29 protein-coding genes are annotated in these 25,198 nt (G+C 65.4%); 20 read left to right on the top strand and 9 right to left on the bottom strand.

Annotated features, from left to right (window positions below; all coding sequences use genetic code 11):
- Positions 1 to 45: 45 nt before the first annotated feature.
- Both tnpB and tnpA read right to left on the bottom strand, forming a co-directional pair.
- Positions 46 to 378: an IS66 family insertion sequence element accessory protein TnpB gene (gene tnpB / locus OU995_RS15360; protein WP_233393939.1), complete on the bottom strand. Its 333-nt coding sequence runs from the start codon at positions 376 to 378 to the stop codon at positions 46 to 48.
- Positions 375 to 776, bottom strand: coding sequence for an IS66-like element accessory protein TnpA (gene tnpA / locus OU995_RS15355; RefSeq protein ID WP_267830901.1), 402 nt, complete (start codon positions 774 to 776; stop codon positions 375 to 377). Before tnpA ends, tnpB begins: the two co-directional genes overlap by 4 nt.
- A gap of 250 nt (positions 777 to 1,026) precedes the next feature.
- Here tnpA and OU995_RS15350 point away from each other — a divergent pair, with 250 nt between their 5' ends.
- Both OU995_RS15350 and OU995_RS15345 read left to right on the top strand, forming a co-directional pair.
- The gene (locus OU995_RS15350) at positions 1,027 to 2,061 is read left to right on the top strand and encodes an IS110 family transposase (protein WP_267830900.1); all 1,035 of its coding nucleotides are present in this window, start codon (positions 1,027 to 1,029) and stop codon (positions 2,059 to 2,061) included.
- Positions 2,062 to 2,324: 263 nt separating this feature from the next.
- Positions 2,325 to 2,723: a hypothetical protein gene (locus tag OU995_RS15345; protein ID WP_267830899.1), complete on the top strand. Its 399-nt coding sequence runs from the start codon at positions 2,325 to 2,327 to the stop codon at positions 2,721 to 2,723.
- 33 nt (positions 2,724 to 2,756) lie between these two features.
- Here OU995_RS15345 and OU995_RS15340 read toward each other — a convergent pair whose 3' ends face one another.
- The 3 genes from OU995_RS15340 to OU995_RS15330 all read right to left on the bottom strand — a co-directional run bounded on the left by OU995_RS15340 (position 2,757) and on the right by OU995_RS15330 (position 5,385).
- Positions 2,757 to 2,963 (bottom strand): hypothetical protein, encoded by a 207-nt coding sequence (locus OU995_RS15340; RefSeq protein ID WP_267830898.1) that lies wholly within the window; start codon positions 2,961 to 2,963, stop codon positions 2,757 to 2,759.
- A 566-nt stretch (positions 2,964 to 3,529) separates the two neighbouring features.
- On the bottom strand, positions 3,530 to 4,381 hold the full coding sequence (locus tag OU995_RS15335) for an alpha/beta fold hydrolase (protein ID WP_267830897.1): 852 nt from the start codon (positions 4,379 to 4,381) through the stop codon (positions 3,530 to 3,532).
- A gap of 17 nt (positions 4,382 to 4,398) precedes the next feature.
- Entirely contained in the window at positions 4,399 to 5,385 is a 987-nt protein-coding gene (locus OU995_RS15330; protein WP_267830896.1) for an MDR family oxidoreductase, read from the bottom strand.
- Positions 5,386 to 5,529: 144 nt separating this feature from the next.
- Here OU995_RS15330 and OU995_RS15325 point away from each other — a divergent pair, with 144 nt between their 5' ends.
- Positions 5,530 to 6,513, top strand: a complete 984-nt coding sequence (locus tag OU995_RS15325; RefSeq protein ID WP_267830895.1) for an aldo/keto reductase — start codon at positions 5,530 to 5,532, stop codon at positions 6,511 to 6,513.
- Between the two features lie 141 nt (positions 6,514 to 6,654).
- Here OU995_RS15325 and OU995_RS15320 read toward each other — a convergent pair whose 3' ends face one another.
- Complete coding sequence (locus tag OU995_RS15320; RefSeq protein WP_420714885.1) at positions 6,655 to 7,131, bottom strand: MarR family winged helix-turn-helix transcriptional regulator; 477 nt, start codon at positions 7,129 to 7,131, stop codon at positions 6,655 to 6,657.
- Positions 7,132 to 7,180: 49 nt separating this feature from the next.
- Between OU995_RS15320 and OU995_RS15315 the strand changes: the two genes are divergently transcribed.
- Positions 7,181 to 8,458 carry an MFS transporter gene (locus OU995_RS15315; protein WP_267830893.1) on the top strand — a complete coding sequence of 426 codons (1,278 nt, stop codon included), beginning with the start codon at positions 7,181 to 7,183 and terminating at the stop codon, positions 8,456 to 8,458.
- Between the two features lie 71 nt (positions 8,459 to 8,529).
- On the opposite strand, the gene OU995_RS15310 is transcribed toward OU995_RS15315, so the two are convergent.
- Positions 8,530 to 9,138 carry a TetR/AcrR family transcriptional regulator gene (locus OU995_RS15310; protein ID WP_267830892.1) on the bottom strand — a complete coding sequence of 203 codons (609 nt, stop codon included), beginning with the start codon at positions 9,136 to 9,138 and terminating at the stop codon, positions 8,530 to 8,532.
- Between the two features lie 129 nt (positions 9,139 to 9,267).
- Between OU995_RS15310 and OU995_RS15305 the strand changes: the two genes are divergently transcribed.
- The 9 genes from OU995_RS15305 to OU995_RS15265 all read left to right on the top strand — a co-directional run bounded on the left by OU995_RS15305 (position 9,268) and on the right by OU995_RS15265 (position 17,318).
- The gene (locus OU995_RS15305) at positions 9,268 to 10,056 is read left to right on the top strand and encodes an SDR family NAD(P)-dependent oxidoreductase (RefSeq protein ID WP_267830891.1); all 789 of its coding nucleotides are present in this window, start codon (positions 9,268 to 9,270) and stop codon (positions 10,054 to 10,056) included.
- Between the two features lie 52 nt (positions 10,057 to 10,108).
- Positions 10,109 to 10,930, top strand: coding sequence for an oxidoreductase (locus OU995_RS15300; protein ID WP_267830890.1), 822 nt, complete (start codon positions 10,109 to 10,111; stop codon positions 10,928 to 10,930).
- A gap of 307 nt (positions 10,931 to 11,237) precedes the next feature.
- Positions 11,238 to 11,987 (top strand): hypothetical protein, encoded by a 750-nt coding sequence (locus OU995_RS15295; protein WP_267830889.1) that lies wholly within the window; start codon positions 11,238 to 11,240, stop codon positions 11,985 to 11,987.
- A gap of 86 nt (positions 11,988 to 12,073) precedes the next feature.
- Complete coding sequence (locus OU995_RS15290; RefSeq protein WP_420714732.1) at positions 12,074 to 12,982, top strand: alpha/beta fold hydrolase; 909 nt, start codon at positions 12,074 to 12,076, stop codon at positions 12,980 to 12,982.
- Positions 12,983 to 12,996: 14 nt separating this feature from the next.
- Positions 12,997 to 13,842 (top strand): alpha/beta fold hydrolase, encoded by an 846-nt coding sequence (locus OU995_RS15285; protein WP_267830887.1) that lies wholly within the window; start codon positions 12,997 to 12,999, stop codon positions 13,840 to 13,842.
- A gap of 48 nt (positions 13,843 to 13,890) precedes the next feature.
- Entirely contained in the window at positions 13,891 to 14,289 is a 399-nt protein-coding gene (locus tag OU995_RS15280) for a helicase (protein ID WP_267830886.1), read from the top strand.
- Between the two features lie 8 nt (positions 14,290 to 14,297).
- Positions 14,298 to 15,548 (top strand): NADH:flavin oxidoreductase/NADH oxidase family protein, encoded by a 1,251-nt coding sequence (locus OU995_RS15275; protein WP_267830885.1) that lies wholly within the window; start codon positions 14,298 to 14,300, stop codon positions 15,546 to 15,548.
- Positions 15,549 to 15,581: 33 nt separating this feature from the next.
- Positions 15,582 to 16,187, top strand: a complete 606-nt coding sequence (locus tag OU995_RS15270; protein ID WP_267830884.1) for a TetR/AcrR family transcriptional regulator — start codon at positions 15,582 to 15,584, stop codon at positions 16,185 to 16,187.
- Between the two features lie 129 nt (positions 16,188 to 16,316).
- Entirely contained in the window at positions 16,317 to 17,318 is a 1,002-nt protein-coding gene (locus tag OU995_RS15265; protein ID WP_267830883.1) for an NADP-dependent oxidoreductase, read from the top strand.
- An 882-nt stretch (positions 17,319 to 18,200) separates the two neighbouring features.
- On the opposite strand, the gene OU995_RS15260 is transcribed toward OU995_RS15265, so the two are convergent.
- Positions 18,201 to 18,578 (bottom strand): integrase core domain-containing protein, encoded by a 378-nt coding sequence (locus OU995_RS15260; protein WP_267830882.1) that lies wholly within the window; start codon positions 18,576 to 18,578, stop codon positions 18,201 to 18,203.
- Between the two features lie 249 nt (positions 18,579 to 18,827).
- Here OU995_RS15260 and OU995_RS15255 point away from each other — a divergent pair, with 249 nt between their 5' ends.
- The 4 genes from OU995_RS15255 to OU995_RS15240 are packed head-to-tail and all read left to right on the top strand — an operon-like array spanning position 18,828 to position 21,788.
- Positions 18,828 to 19,565: an endonuclease/exonuclease/phosphatase family protein gene (locus OU995_RS15255; protein WP_324288556.1), complete on the top strand. Its 738-nt coding sequence runs from the start codon at positions 18,828 to 18,830 to the stop codon at positions 19,563 to 19,565.
- Positions 19,562 to 20,863 (top strand): cardiolipin synthase ClsB, encoded by a 1,302-nt coding sequence (gene clsB / locus OU995_RS15250; RefSeq protein ID WP_267830880.1) that lies wholly within the window; start codon positions 19,562 to 19,564, stop codon positions 20,861 to 20,863. Before OU995_RS15255 ends, clsB begins: the two co-directional genes overlap by 4 nt.
- Positions 20,860 to 21,363: a lysylphosphatidylglycerol synthase transmembrane domain-containing protein gene (locus OU995_RS15245; protein ID WP_267830879.1), complete on the top strand. Its 504-nt coding sequence runs from the start codon at positions 20,860 to 20,862 to the stop codon at positions 21,361 to 21,363. The genes clsB and OU995_RS15245 overlap by 4 nt, the downstream gene beginning before the upstream one ends.
- The gene (locus OU995_RS15240; RefSeq protein WP_267830878.1) at positions 21,363 to 21,788 is read left to right on the top strand and encodes a hypothetical protein; all 426 of its coding nucleotides are present in this window, start codon (positions 21,363 to 21,365) and stop codon (positions 21,786 to 21,788) included. The genes OU995_RS15245 and OU995_RS15240 overlap by 1 nt, the downstream gene beginning before the upstream one ends.
- Positions 21,789 to 21,801: 13 nt before the next feature.
- On the opposite strand, the gene OU995_RS15235 is transcribed toward OU995_RS15240, so the two are convergent.
- Entirely contained in the window at positions 21,802 to 22,314 is a 513-nt protein-coding gene (locus tag OU995_RS15235) for a response regulator transcription factor (protein WP_267830877.1), read from the bottom strand.
- A gap of 358 nt (positions 22,315 to 22,672) precedes the next feature.
- On the opposite strand from OU995_RS15235, the gene OU995_RS15230 reads away from it, so the two are divergent.
- The 3 genes from OU995_RS15230 to OU995_RS15220 all read left to right on the top strand — a co-directional run bounded on the left by OU995_RS15230 (position 22,673) and on the right by OU995_RS15220 (position 25,173).
- A complete protein-coding gene (locus tag OU995_RS15230; protein ID WP_267830876.1) occupies positions 22,673 to 23,443 on the top strand; it encodes a hypothetical protein in 771 nt (256 codons plus the stop codon).
- The gene (locus tag OU995_RS15225) at positions 23,347 to 23,949 is read left to right on the top strand and encodes a hypothetical protein (RefSeq protein WP_267830875.1); all 603 of its coding nucleotides are present in this window, start codon (positions 23,347 to 23,349) and stop codon (positions 23,947 to 23,949) included. The genes OU995_RS15230 and OU995_RS15225 overlap by 97 nt, the downstream gene beginning before the upstream one ends.
- Before the next feature lie 75 nt (positions 23,950 to 24,024).
- Entirely contained in the window at positions 24,025 to 25,173 is a 1,149-nt protein-coding gene (locus OU995_RS15220; protein WP_267830874.1) for a hypothetical protein, read from the top strand.
- Positions 25,174 to 25,198: the final 25 nt, after the last annotated feature.

The raw sequence follows: 25,198 nt of genomic DNA, 5'->3' as shown, positions 1-25,198 counted from the left end.
CGGCACATGCACTGTCAACCGATTCATGGGACGAGCCGCCCACGCTCAGGCCCGAGTGATGCTGCTGAGCTCGGGCAGTCGCTGCCACGGCAGGCCCAACACCAGCGCGTCGAACTGCGCAGCGGTGAGCGCCAGGGATGGCGTGGAGCCCGCCGCCCAGACAAAGCGCCCGACGTTCAGCCGTCGGGCGGCGCACCACACGCCGAAGCCGTCGTGCACGAGCAACTTGATGCGCGTGCCACGCGCGTTGGCGAAGAGGTAGCCGTGGTGGGCCTGGGCGACGCCGAACACCTGGACCACGCGAGCGAGCAGCCGCTCGGTGCCTGCACGCATGTCGATGGGCTCGGCCGATAGCCACATGGCATCAATGCGGATCATCGAAGCAGCTCGCGCATCCAGGTCGCGCACTCAGCCGCCGCACTGACCGGCCACGTCACCGTGACGGCCGCCGCGCCGCGCTGCAGCTCAATGCGGATGTCGACTTGCGCAGTGGGAGCGGCGGGCGGCGGCAGGTTCACCGGCACGAACAGAGTCTCGCGCCGAGTCGCCTGCACCGGTTGTTCAGCAACCTGGGCGAGGTCGCGCGCCGGCGGCTTCATCTCGGCCTCGCGCACCCAGCGACGCAGCAGATTGGCGTTGACGCCGTGCGCCATCGCCACGGCCGCCACCGACATGCCGGGTTGCATGCAACTGGCCACCGCGCGCGCCTTGAATTCGTCGCTATGCACACGCCGCCGCCGGCGTGGAACGGCCTGATTGTTAGGAATAGTAGTCACGTGTCCACCAAGGGTTATGGTGGACACGAGATGTAATGGATGCCTCCCTCCCCAAGGGGAATGAGACCGGAGCGCAGAGCTGAACAGCGCTGCTGTTCGTGGGAAGGCCGTTGTCGCGTGGACAAGGTGGACCCTCGAATGGATACGGCATCGAAGTGCCCAAGGCGTGATAGACCAAGGTCTTCACAAACACCATTGAGAGTCCAAGATGAATCGTAAGACAGGCATAGGTGCTGGAAAAATTATCGGCATGATCGACGGCCGGCAGGTCGTGGGTCTGGACATTGCCAAGAGCGTGTTCCAGCTGCACACCGTGGACATGGACAGCGGCGAGATCGTCAACGTCCAGCTCAAGCGCGCCAAGGTGCTGGGGTACTTCGTCAAAAAGGCGCCGTGCCTGATTGGCATCGAGGCCTGTGGCAGCGCGCACCACTGGGCGCGCAGGTTCAAGGCGCAGGGTCACGAAGTGCGGCTGATCCACGCCAAGGCCGTGCGGCCGTTCGTGGCCGGCAACAAGACCGATGCGACCGACGCGCGAGCGATCTGGCTGGCGGTCCAGCAGCCGGGAACGAAGTTTGTGGGCATGAAGACGCTGGAGCAGCAAGCCACACTGGTGCTGCACCGGCAACGGGAACTGCTGCAGAAGATGAAGGTCATGCAGACCAATGCGCTGCGTGGTCTGCTGTACGAGTTCGGCTCGACCTTTGCCCGAGGCAAGAACGCGCTATTCAGCGAGATCGAAGCGGCCCTGGAGGCACTAGTCACCGACATCCCACAGTACGTGGCCGACAGCCTGCGCGAGCAGGTGCAGCGGATCAAGCAACTGGCCACGGACATCAAGGCGATCGAAGTGCGGCTCGCGCAGCGGCTGCGCGTGGACGAGGACATGAAGCGCGTGGCCAAGATTCCCGGTGTGGGCCTGCTCACGGCCACGGCGGCGATTGCCACGATGGGCGAAGCGCAGGCCTTCAAGTCGGGGCGGGAGTTCTGCGCCTGGCTGGGCCTGGTGCCCAAACAGAGTGGCACGGGTGGCAAAGTCAAGCTGCTGGGCATCTCCAAGCGGGGCGACAGCTATTTGCGAACGCTACTGATCCACGGCGCCCGCTCGGTGCTTATGCATGCCAAGGCGCCAGAGCCGTGGCTGGAGCAGATCAAGGCCAGGCGACCGGCCAACGTGGTGATCGTGGCGCAGGCGGCCAAGATGGCCCGCACCGTCTGGGCGGTCGTGGCCAAGCAGCAGGACTATCAACGGGGCTACAAGAGCGTCAGGCCGCAAGCGGTCTGAACGCGATAGCTCACAACATCGACCCACCCGAAGATAGGGTATTGCAAGCCTTTGAAGGCGATCAGGCAGCACGAAGCAAAGTGATGTGAAACAGGTCAGACCGAGACAAGAAAAGCCTGAATAGGAGCAAGGACCTTGCAGTCCGTGCACGAGATGAGGCCCTTGTCAGCGGATTACATCAGGGCCAGTGGGCCAGCCGAGGCAACTCGGCATACCACGATCAAGGCCGGATACAAGGCAGCAGCCGACTTCTTCACAGCACGATGCGGGTTAATGCCTATCGCCGGGAGGCATCCATACAAGGCTCCTATGCTTCGGCCCGGGGTTCAAGATGGGGTGGCTGGACGCTCACCGAATACCTGCAGAACAACTACACAGCTCGAGAGCTGGCAGGCTTGAATCGTCGCTGCACAGATTCGAACAAGCTAATCCGCTTCAACTACGCAGGATGGCAAGTGCAAGGCACGAAGCTGTGGCATGCATCAGCTCACCGGGTGCGCGAGGGCGTAGTTGTCATCACACGCATCGACAACAAAGTTAAAGAGTGCTTCCGGCTGACAGAAGCTCAATGGCTCGAAATTGAGCCGCGGGTAGGCGACCGCAACGACTTCAACAGTATGTCGCGAATGGTTGAGCTTGCTCGGCAAACTGTAGAAGGCTGACTACCTCACCAAAGCCCGCTTCGGAGGGCTTTGTCACATCTGCGAATCAGTGCGGCTGCTTTGTCCGGCGAGCTGGCGCAGCTCAGCGAGCTCACGGCGCACCGCACGCTCAACGTCTGCTGGGGTAAACCGGGACTCGTCGTCGAACATGTGCTGCAAGAGCGCAGCACGGTAGTCTGTTGTTGCCACAACGTAATCAAGCCAGGTGGCATGGCCTTCCGGGGGCGGTGGGGCGGTCATGAAGCCTCCTATGTCAGGGTCGCATTGATGCCGTGTGGAGTCGGCAGGCCCGAGCGCAGTGTCGAGCTGCTGCAGCAGTGGCCCACGCCTCTTGCGGAGGTGCTGTGCGTACAACCCTGAGCAGGCCACCACCTTGAGCCGTTCAGCGCCCAGCTCAGCGAGCTCCAGGAGTTCATCAGAGCCGATGGTGTTGACGGCACACAAGTAGTCTAGTGCGACTTCCGGCCTCGCTGACCTCCAGTGCCGGTGATGACCGGATTAGGCTGGTCTCGGGCGTTCGTCTAAGAGGCCCCAGTTGACTGCTGTTGCTAGAGGAGGCCACTCGACTTGTCGCGGCCTGGCTGACAGCTCCGCTGCCTGGACCGGACGTTCGGCGCGTGCGGAAGATGACAGGCTTTCGGGCTGACCGCTCTCGATACCACGTGATCGTCGCAAACTGACCCTGACCGGTCCGCCGGGGATGCCGAAAACTTGGCTATGTACACCGGTGCGTCTTTCGCCTTGAGGGCCGCACGTCAGAACATGGCGCTCAGGAAATCGAGCCCCGCGGTCGCTCCTGCTTGTGTCTACGCTGCCAAAAATGTCAGTGCCTTCGACACGAAGTCGTCGTGGTACTGAAACACGCCGCCGTGACCGGCGTCGTCGTAGATGACCAGTTGCGAATTCGGGAAGCGGCGAGCCATGTCATGGCTCAAGGTCGTGGGCACCATGATGTCGTGGTCGCCATTTGCGATGAGGACAGGCATGTGCAAGCGTGACAGCTCCTGCGGTGCCTGCTGCCCCCAGGCCTTAATGGCCTGAAGCTGTCGCAGGAAGGCGCACGGTGTTGGGGCCTCGTCCCGCGCTGCCTTGCGCTCCTTGAGTCGTTGGAGGAACGCGCGTGCCGACTGGTGGCCGTTCGAGGTGGACGTGAAGAAGAGGTAGAACTTAGGGTCGCGAAGCGTCAGCAGCCCCTTGAGCATGAGCGGCCAGGATACCGCCCCAACACGGTCAATGCCCGCCCCGCCTGCCGGTCCGGTGCCCGTGAGCACGAGCTTGCGCACCAGGCCGGGTTCCCTGACGGCGACGTCTTGCGCCACGAAGCCGCCCAGTGAGAATCCGAGCAGGTCTACCCTAGCAAGGCCCATGGCGTGGATCAGCGCTATGGTGTCGCACGCCATCTCGCCGATGGTGAGGGGGGCCGTGCCGGAGGACGCACCGATACCCCGGTAGTTGACGGCAATCACCCGATGCCGACGCGCCAGGCCGTCGACCACACGGGGGTCGAAGTTGTCGAGGTTGGCGCCCCAGTGGTTCAGCATCAGGACGGGTACGGCGCCATGTTGGCCCACCTCGCGGTAGGCGAATCTGGCGCCTGCCACCGAGATGAACTGCGTCGGTGCGTCGCTGTACGAGACCGTCGATTCAGTGTGAGACATGCAAACCTTCTGCGCACTCAGGCGTTCACGTCCACGACGGTACGGCCGCGTACCTGGCCCTGCAGCACTGGCCCGACGAGGCCCGGCACGTCGCCCAGGCCCACGACCTGCGTTGCACGCGCCAGCTTGCTCAGGTCCAGATCAGTTGCCAGGCGCGACCAGGCCGCGAGGCGGGCATCCTGCGGTGCGTTCACCGAGTCGATGCCTGCCAAGGTCACGTTGCGCAGGATGAAGGGCAGCACCGACGCAGGAAGATCGGTGCCCTGAGCCAGGCCAAACGCCGCGACGGCGCCGCGGTACTGCGTCTGCGCCAGCACGTTAGCCAGCGTGTGGCTGCCCACCGAGTCGATGGCGCCAGCCCAGCGTTCCTTGCCCAGCGGCGCGCCGGCCTCGGATAAGGTGTGGCGGTCGATTACGTCGGCAGCCCCCAGCTCACGCAGGTAGCTCATCTCTTGCAGCCGCCCGGTGGACGCGACCACCCGGTAGCCCAGCTTGGACAGCAGGGCGATGGTGATGGCGCCTGAACCGCCACTTGCGCCGGTGACCAGCACCTCACCCTTGTCCGGTGTCAGCCCCGCGTGCTCAAGCGCCATCACGGCCAACATGGCGGTGTAGCCGGCAGTGCCAATGGCCATGGCGTCGCGCGTGGTGAACACGTCAGGCAGTTTGACCAGCCAGTCTCCGCTGACTCGTGCCTTCTGAGCGAAGCCACCATGGTGGGTCTGGCTCAAGCCCCAACCATTGGCCACGACGCGGTCGCCTGGCGCAAAGCCGGGATGCGAGGAAGTCTCGACGACCCCCGCGAAGTCGATGCCAGGAATCAGCGGGAACTTGCGGATGACCGGCGCGCGGCCGCTGATCGCCAGCGCATCCTTGTAGTTCACCGTTGAGTAGTCGACGGCGACGGTGACGTCGCCTGGCATCAGCTCGTCGACGGAAAAGTCAACGAGCTCGGTTGAGATGGTTTCAGCGGTTTTGGTGCTGAGCAGTGCCTTGAAGGTCATGGTCACGCTTTCTTCGGATGCAGTGGGAAGGGCAATGGGCTGACGAGTTTTCAATGATGATGATCATAATTTAAGCTGTCAACGTTTTGATTTGGTTCGACATCTTTGCGTGCGAACCGTCCCTTCTGTCTCCAGGAGCACTCCATGAACTATGTGAATTTCGGCAAGACCGGCCTGCAGGTCTCTCAGTACGCCCTCGGCACCGGCAACTTCGGCACGGGTTGGGGGCACGGCGCCGATGCCGATGTCGCCACAGCCATCTTCAATGCCTACGCCGAGGCGGGAGGCAATTTCATCGACAGCGCCGACGCCTACCAGTTCGGCCAGTCCGAGGCCTTGCTCGGCACACTGCTGGAGGGGCGCCGTGAAGACTTCGTGCTAGCGACCAAGTTCACCCTCGGCGCGACACCTAACGCCAACCGACTGATAAAGGGCAACAGCCGCAAGGCCATGGTGGCCTCGGCGGAGGCCAGTCTTCGGCGCCTGAAGACGGACCGCATTGACCTGTACTGGGTGCACCACCCAGACGGTGTTACGCCTACCGAGGAGATTCTTCGCGGCTTCGAGGACCTAGCGCGTGCGGGGAAAATCCTCTACGCCGGGCTCTCGAACTTCCCCGCATGGCGACTGTCGAGGGCTGCTACCTGGGCCGAGTTGACCCATTCCGTGCCTTTGGTGGCCGCACAGTTCGAGCACAGCCTGGTGCGCCGCGAACCTGAAGCGGACCTCTTGCCCGCCAGCCAGGCGCTGGGACTAGGCGTCGTCACCTGGTCGCCGCTGGGTGGCGGCATGCTTACCGGCAAGTACCGGCAGGGCGAGAAAGGGCGGGCCGAAGGCTTCGGCGGGCGCGTGTTCCAGGCGGAGAACTCGCCGCAGCGGACGCAAGTGCTGGACGCGGTCATCGAGATCGCGGGGCAACTCGGCGTCACGCCGGGTCAGGTGGCGATTGCCTGGGCCAGCACGCATGGCGCCGTGCCCATCATTGGTCCGCGTTCCATCAGCCAGTTGAACGACTATCTCGCGGCGGCAACCATCACGCTGTCGGCCGAGCAACTGGGGCGCCTGGACGCCGTGAGTGCGTTGCCGAGTACGCCCTCTTCGCGGCCCCATGGTCATCCAGTGGCCTGAGCTGACGCCGCTATACCTGGCCTTGTCCGGTGCAGGGGACCGCTGCACCGGAAGGTGACCCCTGAATTTCGCGCGCGATTGGGGATTGGGAGTTGAGCGCCCAGGAAACGGTGCCTACTCTCTTACTCTCCATCAGCTGGCTCATTCGATCGTGTCGACGGCCTCGTGCAGCAGCCCCAGGCACTCGTCGATTGCCGCGTGAAGCCGCGCGACACGTTCAGCACCCATGCGCTCGTTGAATCCCTGCTGCGCCCGCTGCCACGCTTTGCGCGCCAGGGCCTGCTTGGCACGGCCCGCAGGCGTCACCTCAACCAGGCGGCTGCGGCCGTCGTCCCCGGCACCGACTTGCACCCACCCTTGAGCGATCAAGGGCTGGAGGTTGCGCGTGAGCGTCGACGCATCCATCTCCATCGCTGCGGCCAGCTGGCCCGGTCGCACGGGGCCGAGTCGCACGACGTGCGAGAGTAGTGAGTATTGCGTCGTCTTGAGGCCGGCACTGCCGACCTCGGCATCGAAGAGTTGGCTGACCCGGCGCGACAACTGGCGCAGCTTGAGGCTGCTGCAGCCTTTGGGCGCAGGGAGCTCAGCGGTGGGAAGGTCCAACTTCGGTATGAGCATCAGATAATTGTAGCTACAATAATTGTAATTACATCTTTTTGACCGAACCATGCTTGCTCAACCTGTTGCCGCCGCCCTGGTCCGGCGTGGCGTTCACTACGGGTGGGTGGTGGCCGCGGTCACCTTCCTGGCGATGCTCACCACCTCGGCCGCGCTCGGCCTGCCGGGCGCGATGCTGCAGCCCCTGAGCCGTGAATTCGGCTGGGCAACTGACCAGCTGGCCTCGGTCTTCGCCGTGCGCTTCGCCTTGTTCGGGCTGCTGGGGCCGTTCGCCGCACTGTTCATCGCGCGCTTCGGGCTGAGCCGCATCATGGTCGCCGCCGCGAGCTTCATCGCCGTGGCCATGGGCCTGGCCACTCAGGTCACGCAGCTGTGGCAACTCTTCCTGCTGTGGGGTTTGGTGCTGGGCTGCGGCACGGGCCTCACCGCCTTGGTGCTGGGCGCCATGGTGGCGAATCGCTGGTTCACGGCCCATCGCGGTCTGGTCGTCGGGCTGTTCGCCGCCAGCACGGCCACAGGCCAGTTGCTCTTCCTGCCTGCGGCGGCCTGGATCATCGAACACCTGGGCTGGCGGTACGCAGTGCTGCCGATCATGGCGGCCTGCATCGGCGTGGCCGTCCTGGCGCTGCTGTTCGTGCGCAATCAACCGCGCGACGTCGGTCTGCGCCCGGTCGGCGAGCCAGCAGACGCGCCGCAGGATGCGCCGCTCGCCGCAGCGCCGCTCAACTTCCTGGCGCCGTTCACCACACTGGCCGAGGCAGCCCGCCACCGCACGTTCTGGGTCCTCGCCGCGAGTTTCTTCATCTGCGGGCTCAGCACGAACGGCCTGGTCCAGACGCACTTCATCTCGCTGTGCGGCGACAACGGTCTGTCCGCGGTACCGGCGGCTTCGGTGCTCGCCATGATGGGTGCGTTCGACCTGGTCGGCACGACGCTATCGGGCTACCTGTCGGATCGCTATGACAACCGCAAGCTGCTGTTCTGGTACTACGCGCTGCGCGGGCTGTCGCTGTTCTGGCTGCCCTTCTCGACTTTCACGCTCTATGGCCTGTCGCTGTTTGCGATGTTCTACGGCCTGGACTGGATCGCCACGGTGCCGCCCACGGTCAAGCTGACGGCCCAGGCCTTCGGCAAGGAGAAAGCCGGGCTGGTGTTCGGCTGGGTGTTTGCGGCCCATCAGCTCGGCGCAGCCGCAGCGGCCTACGGTGCGGGGCTGACCCGCACACTGCTGCTCACCTACAACCCAGCGCTTTTTGCGGCGGGGGCTGTGTGCCTCGTGGCCGCCGTGCTGGTCATGCGCATCCGGCGGTTCACGCCAGCCAGTTGAGGGGCCACGCCGGGCGCGGGGCCTGCTTACAGCTGCCGTACGGTTCCGGCCTCGAACTGCAGGGTGATGCCTCAGCTGGCCTTGCACCGGCGCCGAGAGGCGTCCGACGGCGCAGCCGCAGGGACAGTCCCCAGGATGGCGTTCCGGCAGACGGCCAGTATTTCGTCAGCCAAGGGCGAATCGTCCGGGCAGGCTCGAGACATGACGATGGCGCCGACGGCATGCGTCATCATCTCGAGAACCTTGGCGCGCGCTTGCTCCGGATTGAGGCCGGCGAAGCTACTGTGCTGGCTTAACCCGGTCGCCAGACCTTCAATGCCTTCGACGAAGGCGGTCCTGACCGAATCTGGTTGCCGCGCGGCATCGCCCCCCAGGGCGGCCATCGTGCAGCCCTGGCCACGGTGATCCCGATGCGCTCTTGAGACGTACTGGCTGACGAACTCGGCAGGGTCGGCGCTGCTGGCCAAGGCCATGGTTTGGCCGATTCCGCAAGCGGTTGCTTCCGCGATCAGGTCCGTCTTGGAGCCGAACTGCTTGTAGAAGCCGCCGTGCGTGAACCCAGCAGCTGCCATCAGGTCGGCCACGCCGACGCCGTCGTAACCGCGCTCACGAAAAAGCTGTGAGGCTGTCTCGACAACGTGGGCTCGGTTCGCCTGGGCCTGTGCCTTGGTGACTTTCATGATGGCTCGAGGGGGCTTGGGTTGCTGTACAGCTGCCCATTGTAGATTGATGTCGTTCATAATCAAAGTATTGACCAAAGATTACGATCGTAATCGTAATGGCTGACCAGCTTCTTAGAAGGTCACGTCATGTCCATCGGTCACTCAGTCCTCATCACCGGCGCATCCACCGGCATTGGTGCCGCTTACGCAGAACGCTTTGCGCGGCGCGGCCACAACCTCGTCATCGTGGCGCGGGACAAGGTGCGCCTGGAGTCGCTCGCGGAGCGCTTGCGCACGGAGAGCGGCGTTGAAGTTGAGGTCTTGCAGGCCGACTTGACGAACCCGTCCGATCTGGCGGTGGTCGAGGACCGGCTACGTGACGACAACCGCATCGGCGTGCTGGTAAACAACGCAGGAGCGGCTCAGTCCGGCGGCATCCTGCAGCAGTCGGCCAACAGCATCGAACGCCTCATCGCGCTGAACACCACGTCGCTGACGCGACTGGCTGCGGCGGTGGCGCCTCGCTTCGCCGAGGCCGGCGGCGGCGCCATCGTCAACATCGGCTCAGTGGTGGGGCTGGCCCCCGAGTTCGGCATGTCCATCTACGGCGCCACCAAGGCCTTCGTGCAGTTCCTGTCCCAAGGGCTGAGCGTGGAATTGGCACCCAAAGGGGTTTACGTGCAAGCGGTGTTGCCGGCGGGCACGTTGACGGAAATCTGGGAGCGCGCCGGTATCGACACCAGCGCCATGAGCGACCTGATGGAAGTCGGTGAACTCGTCGATGCGGCCCTGATCGGCTTCGACCGGCGCGAGACCGTGACCCTGCCTTCGGTGCACGACATCGAGCGCTGGCGCGCGCTCGAGATGGCGCGGCTGCAGCTACTGTCGGGCGTTCAGCAGGCGCATGTGGCTGAGCGCTATCAAACCGCACCGTGAGTCGCGTCGCCCCGATTCGCCGTCCCCATCTCTCACCGTCTCCAGGCATCCGATGAACAACCCGAACAAGCAAAAACGCGTGGCACTCGTCACAGGCGCCTCGTCAGGCATCGGCGCCGCTGCCGCAAAGCAGTTGATCGCCGCCGGCTTTACCGTCTATGGCACGAGCCGGCGCGGCGGGAGCAGCGCCAGCAGCACCTACCCCTTGCTGGCGCTTGACGTGACCGACGATGCCTCCGTGCAGGCTGCTGTCGCGGAACTTGTGCGGCTCGAGGGGCGAATTGACCTGCTGGTGAACAACGCGGGCATCGGCATCACGGGCGCGGCCGAAGAAAGCTCCATCGACCAGGTCAAGGCGCTCTTCGACACCAACTTTCACGGCGTGGTACGCGTGACCAATGCTGTGTTGCCGCTGATGCGTCGGCAGCGAACAGGTCGTATCCTCAACATCGGGTCAGGCCTGGGCTTTATCCCTTCGCCATTCAGCGCCTACTACTCGGCCACCAAGCATGCGCTGGAGGGGTACTCGGAATCACTGGACCACGAGGTCCGTGGCTTCGGCATTCGCGTGGCGGTGATCGAACCCGGTGCAACGAAGACCTCCTTCGAGTCCAGCACGGCTGCCGCGGACCAGCCGCTGAGTGCCTATGACGCGCTGCGCGCGGGCTACTCGGCCGCCTACGACCGCGTCATGGCCGTGGCGGACACGCCGGAAAGCGTCGGCGAGACCATCGTCGTGGCGGCGCTCAAGGACCAGCCATTGCTTCGCTATCCGTCGGGCAAGTCCGCGCGGCAAGGCGCCTTCGCACGGCGCTTTTTGCCTCGCTCCCTGTTCGACAAGGTGCTGCACAAGCAGTTCGGTCTCGCGCAGTAGCGCGACAGCCGCCAGTTTCCGTGCATGGTGGCTGGTCCGCCACTCTGCCAGACCTCGCCCTGGGATGTGCGGTGTAGACCTAATTGCAGCCGGGGCGAGGCTGCATGACCCGTCAGATCAACATGCACCGGGTCAGGGCCGCCGCCCGGAGGCCAACGCTTCGCTGCCAGCGCCCGCGCGCTCATTCGTGGGCTGCACCGAGAGTGACGCATTTGGCAATTATTGATTGCAATCATCATCTAATGCATTGACTTTTAAGATGATGATCGTCATCATACAAGCATTGCTGACCGACCTGTGGTGACCCATGCTTGAGACCTCGACCCACGATGCGCCTGCATTTGAAGTGCAGCCGTTAGCGGGTGTCGCGCTCAAGTGGCCGCCTTCCAGCCGCAGCGCTCACAAAACCTGTCACGCCGTGCTGGGTGTGCTGGCTAGGCATGACCAGCGGCGTGAGCTGTACACGACCGAACAAATCGCACGCTGGCGCAAGTTCAACGGTTCACTGCGCAGCAGGGGGGACCGCATGTTTGTGCAGTTTTGGCATGTCGGCTCACATGCCAGCCTGTGTCCCGCCGCTGCTGCAAAAAGCCTCGGCGACGAAGTCCGCCATGCCGCCGCTCAGGCTGTCGATGCAGGGTTTGACGGCGTCGAGCTCTACGTCTGCGGAGGCTTGACGTTGGCGCAGTACATCAAAGCTGCCGAGCTCCCATCTGAAGCGGCATGTGATTCCTCCTGGTCACTGCGCGCACGCCTCTTGGTCGATGTCGTCGCCGCCATCGCAGCAGAAGTCGGGCCCGACCGAATCCGCGTGTTCACCATGCCGTCGCTCTCTGGCGACAGCCACCTTCAATACAGCTTCATCGTCGGCAGCCTGGGTATCGCCTATCGCAGAGAGGCTCGGCACGGCATGTGGAACCCAGCCTGCGAAGGCGTACACCCCGGAGGCAGTTTCCTGCCTGCAACCACCACGCCTGCGACGCGGACCCACCCAACAGCCGACCGATACCGCCCTGTCCTCAGCGGCACCCAGGATCGCCGCCGCCATCCGCTCTGAGCCCCTTTCACCACGAACTTTTATCCATCATGTCCATACGATTCCCAAAATCAGCCCTTTCTGCCTTGGCGTTGTCGTGCGTCCTCGTGACGTCGCCCGCGCTTGCCGACGTCGCGAACCCGACCGGTCCAACGGTCGCTTCCGGCGGTCAGGTGACGGGCCCGACATGGAAGAGCGTTGCGACGCAAAGCCTGGCTGTCGGCCCCGTGAGCTATGCCTACCGCGAGCTCGGGCAGCACAACGGCGGCACGCCCGTGATCCTGCTGGCCCACCTGGCCGCCGTGCTCGACAACTGGGACCCACGCATCGTCGACGGCCTGGCTGCGAAGCACCATGTGATCGCATTCGACAACCGCGGCGTCGGCGCGTCCACGGGCAGGCCGGCCAACACCATCGAGCAGATGGCCGATGATGCCGCCGCCTTCATCAAGGCAAAGGGCTTCAAGCAGGTCGACCTGTTCGGCTTCTCGATGGGCGGGATGATTGCCCAGGAGATGGCGCTGAAGGAGCCCGCACTGGTTCGCCGCATGATCCTCGCTGGCACCGGCCCCGCTGGCGGCGAGGGCATTAGCACGGTCGCCGGGGTCGCGAACTACGACTTGATCCGCGCGACGTTCGCCGGTCAAGACCCCAAACAGTACCTGTTCTTCACGAGGACGCCGGGTGGCATCGCCGCCGGCCAGGCCTTCCTGAAGCGACTGCAAGAGCGGGGCGAGAACCGTGATGCCGAGATCGCCGTGTGGGCTTACGTGTCCCAGCTGCAGGCACTGAAGGCCTGGGGCGAAAAGCGCCCTGCGGACCTCTCCGCCATCAAGCAGCCGGTTCTCGTGGCCAATGGTGACGACGACCGGATGGTGCCCACGCCCAACTCCTACGACCTCGCCAAGCGCTTGCCGAACGCGCAGTTGGTGATCTATGCGGATGCCGGCCACGGCGGCATCTTTCAGTACCACGAGGACTTCGTGCGCAGGGCGCTGTCCTTCCTGTCCCGCTGAGTTTGGAGGCATTCATGAGCGATACCCATCTCACCACCCCCACACGTTTCCTTCACATGGACGGCGCCAAGTTCGCCTATCGGCGCTGGGGCAACGCCAACACGGGACAGCCGCCGCTGCTAATGCTGCAGCACTTCCGGGGAGGCATGGACCATTGGGACCCGATCATGACCGACGGCCTGGCTGCGGCCCGGGAGGTGATTCTCTTCAACGGTCGCGGCGTCGCGTCTTCGACGGGAGTGCCGCGCACCCGGATTGAGGATATGGCCGACGATGCAGCCGCCTTCGCGCGGGCCTTGGGCTTGTCGCAGATCGACGTGCTCGGCTTCTCTCTCGGGGGCTTCCAGGCGCTGGACTTGACTTGGCGTCATCCGGCGCTCGTGCGCAAGCTGATGCTCCTGGGTACAGGTCCGCGCGGGGGCGACCCCGAGATGGAACACCCGGTGCTGGAAACAGCTGTCAATCCGGTCCCAAGCCTTGAAGACTTTAAGTACCTGTTCTTCGGACGCTCGCCGCAGGCGCAACAAGCAGCGCAGGAGTTCTGGGAGCGCCGGCACCAGCGCGTGGAGCAGGACCCGCCCTCGTCGCCCGAGGTCGCAAGAGCGCAGATCGAAGCCAATATGCACTACCTGCCGCGGCTGCAGGAGGACGATCCCTTCGCCTACCTACGGAGCATCACGCAGCCCACGTTCATCCTCAACGGCGTGCACGACGTGATGGTGGCGACGGTGAACTCTTTTTACATGGCGCGCAACCTGCCGAACGCCCAGTTGTTCATCTACCCCGACGCCGGTCACGGTGCGCAGTTCCAGTACCCGCAGCGGTTCTTGGGCCACGCCATCCAGTTCCTCAGCGAGTAGCACGTACCACCTGCTGGCTTGCCCACCCTGTCCCCCCGAGGATTCCCCATGCTGAAGTTCAAGTTCCTGCTCTGGGCCTTCGCCCAGATTCTCAATCGCAAGATTCGCAGCAACGCCGACGTGGCGCGCTACGTCGCCTACAAGCACCTGGTCTTTCAAATCCGGACTGCATCAGGCGCGGGCCGGACCTACGTGCTGGACGGCGGTCGCATTCGCTCGTCTGCCGGGCTGATAGCGAACCCAGCCTTCACCTTCAGCTTCAGCAGCCCCGCCAAAGGCTTTGATGTGCTGTCGGCCAAAGACGGGCAAACCGCCTTCCTGAACGCCCTGGGCAGCAAGGACCTGACCATCAGCGGCGACTTCCAGGAGGTAATGTGGTTCCAGGGCTTGAGCGCGCTGCTGCAGCCCCCTAAGGTCATCTCGCCCTACAACCGCACGGCATTCTGAGGTGCCCGATGGACGCGAACCTGCTGAACCAGTCCGTGCGCTTGCCCAATGGCAGCGTGCTTCGCAACCGGCTGGCCAAGGCCGCCATGAGCGAAGCACTGGCGACCTACGGCAACCGCCCGACCGAAGCGCTCGTGGCGCTGTACCGCCGTTGGGGCTCGACCGGCCTGGGTCTGATCATCACGGGTAACGTGATGGTCGACCGGCGAGCGCTGGGAGAGCCTGGCAATGTCGTCATCGAAGACGAGTCTGACCTGCCCGTCCTTAAGCGTTGGGCACAGGCGGCAACTGCGCGAGGTTCTGCGCTGTGGGCGCAGCTGAACCATCCGGGCAAGCAGTCACCCAAAGGCTTGAATGCGGTCAACCTTGCCCCGTCCGCCGTGCCGTTCCGCGAGGACATGGCGGCATTCTTTGAGACGCCTCGCGAAGCCACGACGGCCGAGATTCAGGACATCATCGAGCGCTTTGGCCGCGCTGCCGCCATTTGCAAGCAGGCGGGCTTCAGTGGTGTACAAATCCACGCGGCCCACGGGTACCTGATCAACCAGTTTCTGTCGCCACACCACAACCGCCGCAGCGACGAGTGGGGCGGAACGCCTGAGAGGCGCCGTCGCTTCGTGCTGGCGGTCTACGCGGCTATACGCCGTCAGGTTGGCGTGGACTTCCCGGTTGGCGTCAAACTGAATTCGGCCGATTTCCAGCGAGGCGGCTTCACCGAAGAGGAGTCGCTCGACACCATCCGCGTCCTGGCCGACGCTGGTATCGACTTGATCGAGGTCTCCGGTGGCACCTACGAGGCCCCGGCGATGAGCGGGATCATGCAGGAGACCAAGAAGGCGTCCACGGCGGCGCGTGAAGCCTACTTCCTGGGCTTCGCGGAGAGGGCGCGCGGCGCGACCCAGGTGCCCCTCATGGTCACCGGTGGCTTTCGCACGGCCGCTGGCATGAATGCGGCGCTGCGCAGCGGCGCACTGGATGTCGTCGGCCTGGCACGCTTGCTGGCCATTGACCCCGATGCGCCCGCGTCCCTGCTGCAGGGGCGCGACAGCGCGCAGCAAGTGCGTCCTATCAGCTCCGGGCTCAATGCCATCGACCGCATGGGGCTCATGGAAATCGTCTGGTACACGCGGCAACTCCGGCGCATCGGCAACGGCCGGGCGCCGCGGCCCCACGAGAGTGGCTTGGCTGCGTTCCTGAAGTCTGTCGTCGCCAATGGCTGGGGCACCTTCCGCACCAAGCGCTTGCGCGCGCGACCCTGAGCGGCTACATCACGTTTGGCAGTACCTATGGACATGAAGACTTCCAAGTCACGCGCCAAGCAGGCCTCTCATGAACGCATCATGGACGCTGGCGCACGCGCGATTCGGCGCGAAGGCTACGACGCCGTCAGCATCGCGCGTGTGATGAAAGAGGCGAGCCTCACGCACGGCGGCTTCTATGCGCACTTTGATTCGAGAGAGGCCATGCTGGTCGAACTGACCGACCGCGCGGGTGCTGAGTCTGTGGCCATCTTCTCGCGCATCGCCGCTGCGGAATCTCCAGGCGGTGCGCTGCGGGCATTGCTTTCAGCGTATCTGGCGCCGTCCCATGTCGAGGAGCCGGACGCGGGCTGCCCCATTGCAGCGCTGGGGTCGGAGATGCGCCGGCAGGCGCCTGTCGTACGCCGTGCAGCCACGAGGCGCATCAAGGAAATGATCGACCTCGTCGCGCGCCAGGCTGACGACTTGGGCCAACCGGAGGCGCATCAGCGGGCGCTGACCACCATGGCCACGCTGGTGGGTGCCGTCGTGCTGGCCCGTGCGATTGACGAGCCTGCGCTGTCGGAGTCGGTGCTGCAGGCGACCCGCGCCCACCTCCAGCTGGAGCACGCCCTCAGTTCGCCGGAGCCATCGGACTGAAACCGGCCGAGGCGCCGGGTCATTCCCGAGTGCTGAGACCTCACTTCACACCATCACCCCCTTCCAGCGTCGAACTTGGCAGCGCTGGACCACCAACAACCTTCAACCCGCCAGAACACGGAAACACCCATGAAAGCACTCACCTTCAAGCGCTACGGCAAGTCGCCCGACATCGGCTTCTCCAACATCGACCGCCCCACGCTCCAGCCCGACGAACTGCTGGTGCAGGTCTACGCGGCAGGCCTGAACCCCATCGACAACATCGTCCCGGCGGGAACCTTCAAGCCCGTCATGAGCTTCAAGCTGCCTGCGGTGCTGGGCAGCGACCTGGCCGGTGTGGTGGTCGAGGTGGGCAGCAGGGTGACACGCTTCAAGCCGGGTGACGAGGTCTTCGCGAGCATCTTCGACATGGGCAGGGGCTCGTTGGCAGAGTTCGCGGCCGTGCCAGAGAGCCTCGCTGCGCTGAAGCCGGCCAACCTGGACTTCGTGCAGGCCGCTTCGATTCCCATGGTCAGCCTCACCTCGTGGCAGGCGCTGAAGGAACGGATGAACCTGCGCCGCGGCCAGAAGGTGTTCATTCCGGCAGGCTCGGGTGGCATTGGCACGTTTGCCATCCAACTGGCGCACCAGATGGGTGCCAAGGTCGGCACGACGGTCAGCACGGGAAGCATCGAGCTCGTGCGCGGCCTGGGTGCAGACGAGATCGTCGACTACAAGAAGCAGGCGTTCGAGAAGGTCCTGCATGACTACGACGGCGTGTTGGGGTCGGTCCAGGGCGACACCATCGAGAAATCGCTGGGCATCCTGAAGCCGGGCAGTCGGATCGTCTCGCTCACGGGACCGCTGGACGCCGCCTTCGCAGAGGCAAGGAAGCTCAACTTCTTCCTGAAGTTCGTGTTCGGCCTGATGAGCCGGAAGATGATGAAGCTGGCGAAAAAGAAGGGGGTCAACTACTCCTTCCTGTTCGTCCGCCCCGATGGTCAGCAGCTGGGCGAGATTGGCGAACTGCTCAAGGCGGAACGCATCCGGCCCGTGATCGACAAGGTGTTCCCTTTCGACCAGGCCAAGGAGGCGCTGGACTATCTGGCCCTCGGACGCGCCAAGGGCAAGGTCGTGGTCCGGATCAAGTGAGGGTGACAACCCAGCACGTCAGCGCCATGCAGTTCAACCTTGCGCTGCGTCCGACCCGCGCCTGCTGAGCAAACGTTGAACGTCGGCGCTACGACAGCCCGTATTGCTAAGTGCGAAGGCGGCGAGAAGTCGATATGAGACGTTCGTGAGACATCGAACCAGCCCCGGAGACTTCTTCAGCGCGGGAGCGCATCATCGAATGGCCGGTCCGACCATCGAAGCGGTCGTTCGGAGCCTGACTCGGCCGGCGCCCTGATGGCGGGAGCGCGTCCGGGACCGGTCATATGAAGTGCGGCGCCGACTGACCTAGGTCGCTGCAGAGCTGCCTTAAGCGAGCGAGCAATACCAGCGCCATGGTCGATGAAAGCCACCACCCTCGGTCAGTGCTGACCAGCGCCTGCCGTCTAGCTCCGGGGTGTTCGGTCGTGGGCGGCAGGAAGAACGCCGATTGATCGCGGGTCGTTCCTGGCGGTGGGAAGTGGAGGGGCGGGCGAGTTTGAGCTCGTCTGTCGGCGCCCGAAGAAGCTGCCTAAACCATGACCACAGAGGATGCGTGGACAACTACGCAAAGGCGGCACTCGAAGCGCTCACCTTCGCGGGCCTGTTGGACGAAGCACGCAAGTCATCGAGTCCACGGAGTCCAAGCTGTAGGCGGGGCAAAGCGAGATGCCCGGCACCCGAGTCCGAATCAGCCCCGTGGAGCTCAGAGAGTCGGAGGCCGACATGCGTAACAGCGACACGACAACACCTGGGCAAGGGGTGGGTAGCCAGGAGCCCGTCCGAAGGCCCAGAGCACGCATACCGGCCTGCGGCGCTGCTACCAGGGCGGGCAGCCAGCTGCCCGCGGACCGGCGGCGCGCGTCAAGCTAGTGGTCGCGTCGCTCATGCGGCCAACGTCCGAGTATTCATGGAACGCGAGGCCGCAGTGACGAGCGACTCGCGCTCCGGGTTGAGCGTGACGACGGTGACGTGCGACCAGTCCCGCGCATCGCCTGACCTGCGCCCCGGGCTGCGCTGCCGGGCCTTGCCATACACATCGTACCGGGCTGCCAGGATTGCAACATCGACGCCGTCGTGCCGCTGCGCCGGACTCACGTAGCGAATGCCACTATGGCGGTGATCGCGGTTGTACCCATGCACGAACTTGCGCGCCAATTCGCGTACGCCGCCGAGCCCTGCAAAGCCCTTTTCCGGGAACTCCGGCCGATACTTGGCCGTGCGGAACAACGATTCCACGAAGGCGTTGTCGCCGTGCAGCACGGGTCGCGCGTCGTGATCGGTCCAAGGAGGGCCCATGAGGTGCAAGGCATCACAAGCTCCCTCTATGCTGTTGTTAATTCAATATGGTTGCGGCTGCCTGTCGTGCCCGCTCCTTTTCTGCATCGGCTAGGTTACCGAAGCTCGAAGGCTGCTCCAGCAACAACACCCACGGACTGCTGCGCCACATGCTGCCCGTGAGCCCTCTTGGGACCAATCAGCTCGGGCATATGGTTTGCCATGGTGCAGGCCATGAAATTCACGGTCCTCACGGTCAATCTCCATAAGGGCTTCGGTTTTTTCAACCGCCGCTTCATTCTTCACGAGTTGCGTGAGGCCGTTCGGTCTGTGTCGGCCGACGTGGTCTTTCTTCAGGAAGTTCTCGGGGAGCACGAGCTGCATGCCGCGCGGGTGCCCACCTGGCCCCAGACTCCCCATTACGAATTTCTGGCCGACAGCCTGTGGTCGGATTTCGCCTACGGGCGCAACGCCGTTTATCCCCAGGGCCATCACGGGAACGCGTTGCTGTCCAAGTTCGCGATCACCCATCACGTCAACCACGATGTCTCGGTGGAAGGGCCGGAGCCGCGAGGCCTGCTGCATAGCGTGCTGCGGCTGCAGGACGGCCGGCCGCTTCACGCCATCTGCGTTCACCTGGGCCTGCGCGAATCCCATCGACACCGGCAAGTGGAACGGCTGTGCCAGCTCATCAACAGCCTGCCCATGGACGAAGCCGTGGTCGTGGCCGGCGATTTCAATGACTGGCGGCAACGCGCCCACAAGATGCTCAGCCGCTGCGCCGGCCTCGCGGAAGTCTTCGTGAAAGCCTATGGCGCCGCCGCCCGTACCTTCCCCTCGCGTTGGCCGCTGCTGCCGCTGGATCGCATCTACGTGCGGGGCGCCGCCGTGCAGCACCCCATCGTGTTGCCGCGCCACCCCTGGTCCCATCTCTCAGACCACGCCCCCCTCGCTGCGGAGATTTGCCTATGAGATTCAGAAGGCCCGAGTGGACCGTCGGCAACCGGCTTGAACTGCTGGAAAACGGCGAAGCGTACTTCCCTGCGGTGTTCTCGGCCGTCGAGGCCGCCCAGCGCGAAGTGCTCATCGAAACCTTCATCCTCTTCGAGGACAAGGTCGGCCTCGCGCTGCGCGATGTGCTGGTGGCCGCCGCCCGACGCGGCGTGGAAGTCCACATGACCGTGGACGGCTTCGGCTCCCCCACCCTCTCCCAGGATTTCGTGGGCAGCCTCACCGATGCAGGCGTCCGTCTGCATGTCTTCGACCCACCCCCCAAACTCTCTCGCCGCCTCAAGCCCTTCCGACGCCTGCATCGCAAGATCGTGGTGGTGGACGGCTCCACCGGCTTCATCGGAGGCATCAATTTCTCCGCCGACCACCTGCTGGACTTCGGACCGGAAGCCAAGCAGGACTATGCCGTTCGCATCCACGGCCCGATCGTGGCCCAGTTGCGGCGAGCCACCCGCAAGCTGATGGCCCCCGTGCTGCCCAAGCGCCGCTGGTGGCCCCACCGCAGCGGCACCGATGCCGCGGACAACGCCTTTCCGGTGCCGCCGGTCGCAGGCACCGCCAAGAGCATGGTGGTCACCCGGGACAACCACCGCCACCGCGATGACATCGAGCGCATGTACCGCCTGGCCCTGCACGCCGCCCAGCACGAGGTGATCATCGCCAACGCGTATTTCTTCCCCGGTTATCGCCTGCTCAAGAGCATGCAGCGGGCCGCACAACGCGGGGTGGCGGTGCATCTGATCCTGCAAGGCCAGCCCGACATTCCCGCCGCCCGCTGGGCCGCCCATATGGTGTATGACCTGCTGATGCGCAGCGGCGTTCACATCCATGAATATTGCGAACGTCCGATGCACGGCAAGGTGGCCCTGGTGGACGACGTCTGGGCGACGGTGGGCAGCAGCAATCTCGATCCCCTCAGCCTGTCGCTGAACCTGGAGGCCAACCTCATCATCCAGGACGCCGACTTCAACACCGCTCTGCGCAACAAGCTCACGCCGCTGATGCGCGACGCCTGCGTCAAGCTGGAGCTGTCGCAAACCGCTGCCAATCGCTGGTGGTGGCGCCTGGGTGTGGGCGCGCTGGTCTTCCATGTGATGCGGCATTTCCCGCGCTGGCTCGCGCGGCTGCCCGCCGGGCAACAGGCCATCCTGCCAGCGGCCGATACACCGGTGGTGGTCAGCGCCACCGAACATCCCGCAGCCGAGGCGTGGCAATGGCAGCGAGGCATCCAGCGGCTGCGCCGGGAATCCGCCGATTGACCCCGGCCCACCGCCGGGCCTGGGGCCGGTGGCTGGGCCTGGGCTTTGGCCTGGTGGTGCTGGGGCTGTTGGTGTGGGCGGCCCGGCAGGTGGACTGGCCGGCCGTCGGGCAGGCGCTTCGCCAGGTGCCCCCGGCCACGCTGCTGATGGCCGGTGTCCTGTGCGCATTCAGCCACCTCACCTACAGCACCTACGACCTCATCGGCAAGCACTGGACAGGCCATGCCGTGCCACGTCGGCGCGTGATGCTGATCACCTTCATCAGCTACGCCTTCAATCTCAACCTTGGCTCATTGGTGGGCGCCTTTGCCATCCGGCTTCGTCTGTATGCCAGGGAAGGCCTGCGCCAGCCGGTGCCGACCCAGGTGCTGGCCCTGAGCCTGAGCACCAACTGGCTGGGGTATGGCGTCTTGGCGGGCGGCCTGTTCCTGGGGGATTTCTCTCCCCACCGCCGGACTGGCCCCTCAGCGCTGCCGCCCTGCGGGCCCTGGGCGGTGTGATGTGGCTGCTGGCGGCTGCGTACCTCGCCCTCTGTGCGCTGGCGCGTCGCCGCGAATACCGGCTGCGCGGCCATGAGATCGTGTTGCCTTCCATTCGTCTGGCGGGCCTGCAGTTGCTGGTGTCGGCCATCAATTGGCTGACCATCGGACTGATCGTCCATGTGCTGCTGCAACAGGCCGTGCCCTACGGCACCACCTTGGCCGTGCTGCTGGTGGCGGCCGTGGCCGGCGTGGTGGCCCATGTGCCTGCGGGTCTGGGTGTGCTGGAGGGCGTGTTCGTCGCCCTGCTCGGCCCCACGCTGGGCGCCTCCACCGTGCTGGCCGCCTTGATCGCCTATCGCGCGCTGTATTACCTCGCACCGCTGGTCGTGGCGGCAGCGGCGTACTTCGTGCTGGAGGTGCGCGGGCGACGCGGTCCACATTGATGCTGCGCTGGTGTCATGCGCCCTCCACCAATCCCGCAGGCGGCGCCACCCCAAAAGCGCTGGCATATGCAAACACCATCGCACCGCGCGAACGCACACCCAGCTTGCAATAAATGGTCTTGAGATAAGAACGCACCGTGAACTCGCTCAGGTGCAATCGGTCTGCCACCTGCTTGGTGAGCAGCCCAAGGCAGATCAGCTGAACAATCTGAAGTTCGCGATGCGTCAGCAGGCGCCGCAGATCACCGGTGCGTTCGCCCGCAGCGTCGCCGTCTGGCATCGCGGCCGACGATGCGGGAGCGTCCCCCGCACTGTCCTCCGGCACCAGCACATATCGATGGTCGCCCAACTGAAAATGGACCAGTTCGGCGCCGTGATAGACATGGCGCGGTCGGGCCTGGCCGGGGCGGCTCTGCTGGCGAGGCGTCAGTCCATCGACGCACAGCACCGTGTAGCGGCGCCCATGCAGTTCCAGGGTGCTGCAGCGGTCACCCGTGGCCGCTGGGGGGAGATCGAGTTCCATCATGAGCAGATGCTCCAACCCGAAGGGATCAGGGGCGCGATTGTGATTCCCTACCCTCGCTAACGTACATCTTCAGATTGGGGGTATGCCGTGTAACAGTCCCCCGCACAGTCCCCCGCACGTGACTACCCTCATTTGCGGACGTGTACACGGCTGGCCCTCAACGAACGCCCACATTCCCGCTCCCACATCCCACCTCCCACATCCCACCTCCCACATTCCCCCTCCCGCCAATCGGCCACCGCGTCAACACGCCCTGCTTCGGGCGCCCGCCAAGTCGCGGATTGAGACCCATCGACCTGCTGCCTAGAGTGCCTTCCATGCGGCTTTCGCCGCGATTGCATTCCGCAGGAGGTTCAAGATGCTCAACCCCTTCGACAGCGCCGAGGACCTGGCGCTTGAAGGTGACCTGGCCACCGACAGTGGTGACGCCATGTTGCACGGCGACGGTTTCGAGGACGGGAACCTCGGCGACGGATTCGAAGCCTCCGACGGTTTCGAGGATGACGGCATGGACGCCATGGGCGACGGTGCCCCGCAAGGCGGCGCCCACGCCTTCGCTTATGGCGATGGCAGCGATGGCGCCGATGGTTACGACAGTGGCGATGCCTATGCCGACGCCGCAGAGGCCGGGGACTATGGCGACTACGCCGATGGCGACGGCGGCGACATGGACCTCTGGAGCGCCTTCGAAGAAGAAGTCGCCGATGGCCTGGATGCCGCCGACGAGGACGAGTTCATCGGGCGCCTGCTGGGCGGCCTGGGCCGGGTGGGCGGCATGCTGATGCGGCGCGCCGGTGGCGTGCAAGGCATCGCACGCACCGCCGGCACTGTGGCCCGAGGCGCCCGCCGCGTCGGCCAGATCGCCGGGCAGGCCGGGCGCGTCGCCAGCCGCATCTCGCCGGCAGCCAGCGCAGCCGCCCGGCTGGCCCGCCTGCTCGGAGCCCCGGGCCTGGCGTCCGGCCTTGACACCGTGAGCCGGGGGCCCGCAGCGCGGCCCAGTTCGGACGGCGCGCCAGTGGCCTTGCCGGGGGCGTGGGCCGTGCGGCGGCCGGTTTCGGGCAGACCGTCCAAGGTCTTGGCCAGGCGGCAGGCAGCGGTCAGGCCCTGCTTGCACAGCTCAGCCAGCTGATCGGCGGGGGCGGTGACGAATTCGATGACTTCGATGCCATGGCCGAGCTGTATGAAGACGGCGTGGATGAAGCGCTGCCCGGCATGGTGGCCATGGCCGCACGTGCCGCCGCCCGCGGGCTGGGCTTCCGCAATCTGTCTCACCTGGGCCAGTCCGGGCGCCGGGCGCTGGTCCGTGGCGTGGCCTCCGCAGCGCGAGAGCTGATGCGCAGCCGCGACCCACGCGCCATCCGTCAACTGCCCCGTCTCACGCATGCCGCTGGACGCACGGCCGCCCGCACCTCGCCGACCCCACAGCAGGCCACCCAGCGGGTGCGCCAGGCGCTGCCGCGCACCGCCCGGCGCGTCGCGGCACAGCCCCGGGCCCTGCCGCCCGCCACCCACAGCCGGCCGGCCAGCGTGCGGCCGCCGTCGCCGGTGGCACGCCCGCGTGAACTGGGCGCGGCCGCCGCAGCCAGGCCGTGCTGGGCCGCCGCAGCTTCAAGATCGATGGCCCGGTCACCGTGACCATCTCGCCCCGGTGAGGCGTCGCAAGCTCTCGCCCGCCCTACCTCTGTTTCCAACTTCTCCTGGAGCCTCACCATGGACCGCTTTGAAACCGACCTGATGGAAGACCTGATGGCAGATGCCGCCGAAGGCCCTGCACGCAGTGCGATGGACGGCTACGACGACGACAGTTACGACGACGACGGCTTCGATGCCGACGGCGGTGACGAAGGCGACGACGAGTTCATCGGCCGCCTGCTCGGGGGCATCGGCGGCATCGCCGGTCGTCTGCTGGGCGGCGGTGGTGGTGGCGGAGATGGCTTCGATGAATTCGATGAAGAGGATGGTTTCGAAGCCTCCGATGAATTCGACGAAGACGACGGCTTCGATGAATACGAGGGCGACGCTTATGACAGCCCCACTGCCAGCTTCGACGATGGCGACGCCATGGAAGAAGCTGTGGCCGACGCCCTGGATGCCGGCGACGGTGACGAGTTCTTCCGCCGCATTGCCCGGCTCGCCCGGGGGGCTGTGAATGTGGCCGGTCGAGTGGGCCGCGGTGTGGGCCAGGTGGCCCGCGTGGTGGGCCCGATTGCCAGCATGATTCCGATTCCGCAGGCGCAGGCCATTGGCCGCATTGCCAACATTGCGGGCCGCCTGCTGGCCGATGGGGCCGATGAATTCGAGGCCTTTGACGAACTGGTGGATGGCCTGGATGAAGATGGCATCGACGCCGCCGCTCCGGTGCTGGCCGGCATGGTGATCCGTCGCGCCCTGCCCGGCGTGGCACGGGCCGCCCGCCCGGTGCGCCGTGCCGCCGTGCGGGCCGTCAGCACTGCGGTACGCACCGCCGTGCGCCGCCAGGGCCCACAGGCCGCTCGTGCAGTCGCCCGTACCGTGCGTGCCACCCGCCGCGTGGTGCAGGGCCGCCATCTGCCGGCCCGCCAGGCGGTGCGTGTGGTCCGCCGTGCCACCCAGACGGTGGCCCGTCGTCCCCAGGCGGTGCGCCGCCTGGCACGTCCGCTGGTGCCGGCCGCCCGGCGCGCCACGCCACGCGGCCAGGCGGCCCGGGTGGTCGCCCGCACCGTCACGCCGGTGGTGCGCCGTGCGGTGGCCGTGGGTGCGCCGATCTCCACCGCCGTCACCGCCGGACGTCCCGGCAGCATGCGCCATGTGTGTGCGGCCTGCCGGGGCCGCCGCATCCGCATCCTGCGGGGCCCGGTGACGATCTCCATCGGCCGCTGACACCACACGCTGACGCGCGAAGCCA

Source organism: Roseateles sp. SL47, assembly GCF_026625885.1.
In the GTDB taxonomy this organism is placed as follows: Bacteria; Pseudomonadota; Gammaproteobacteria; order Burkholderiales; family Burkholderiaceae_C; genus Roseateles.
This window is presented reverse-complemented; position numbering and strand designations above follow the sequence as displayed.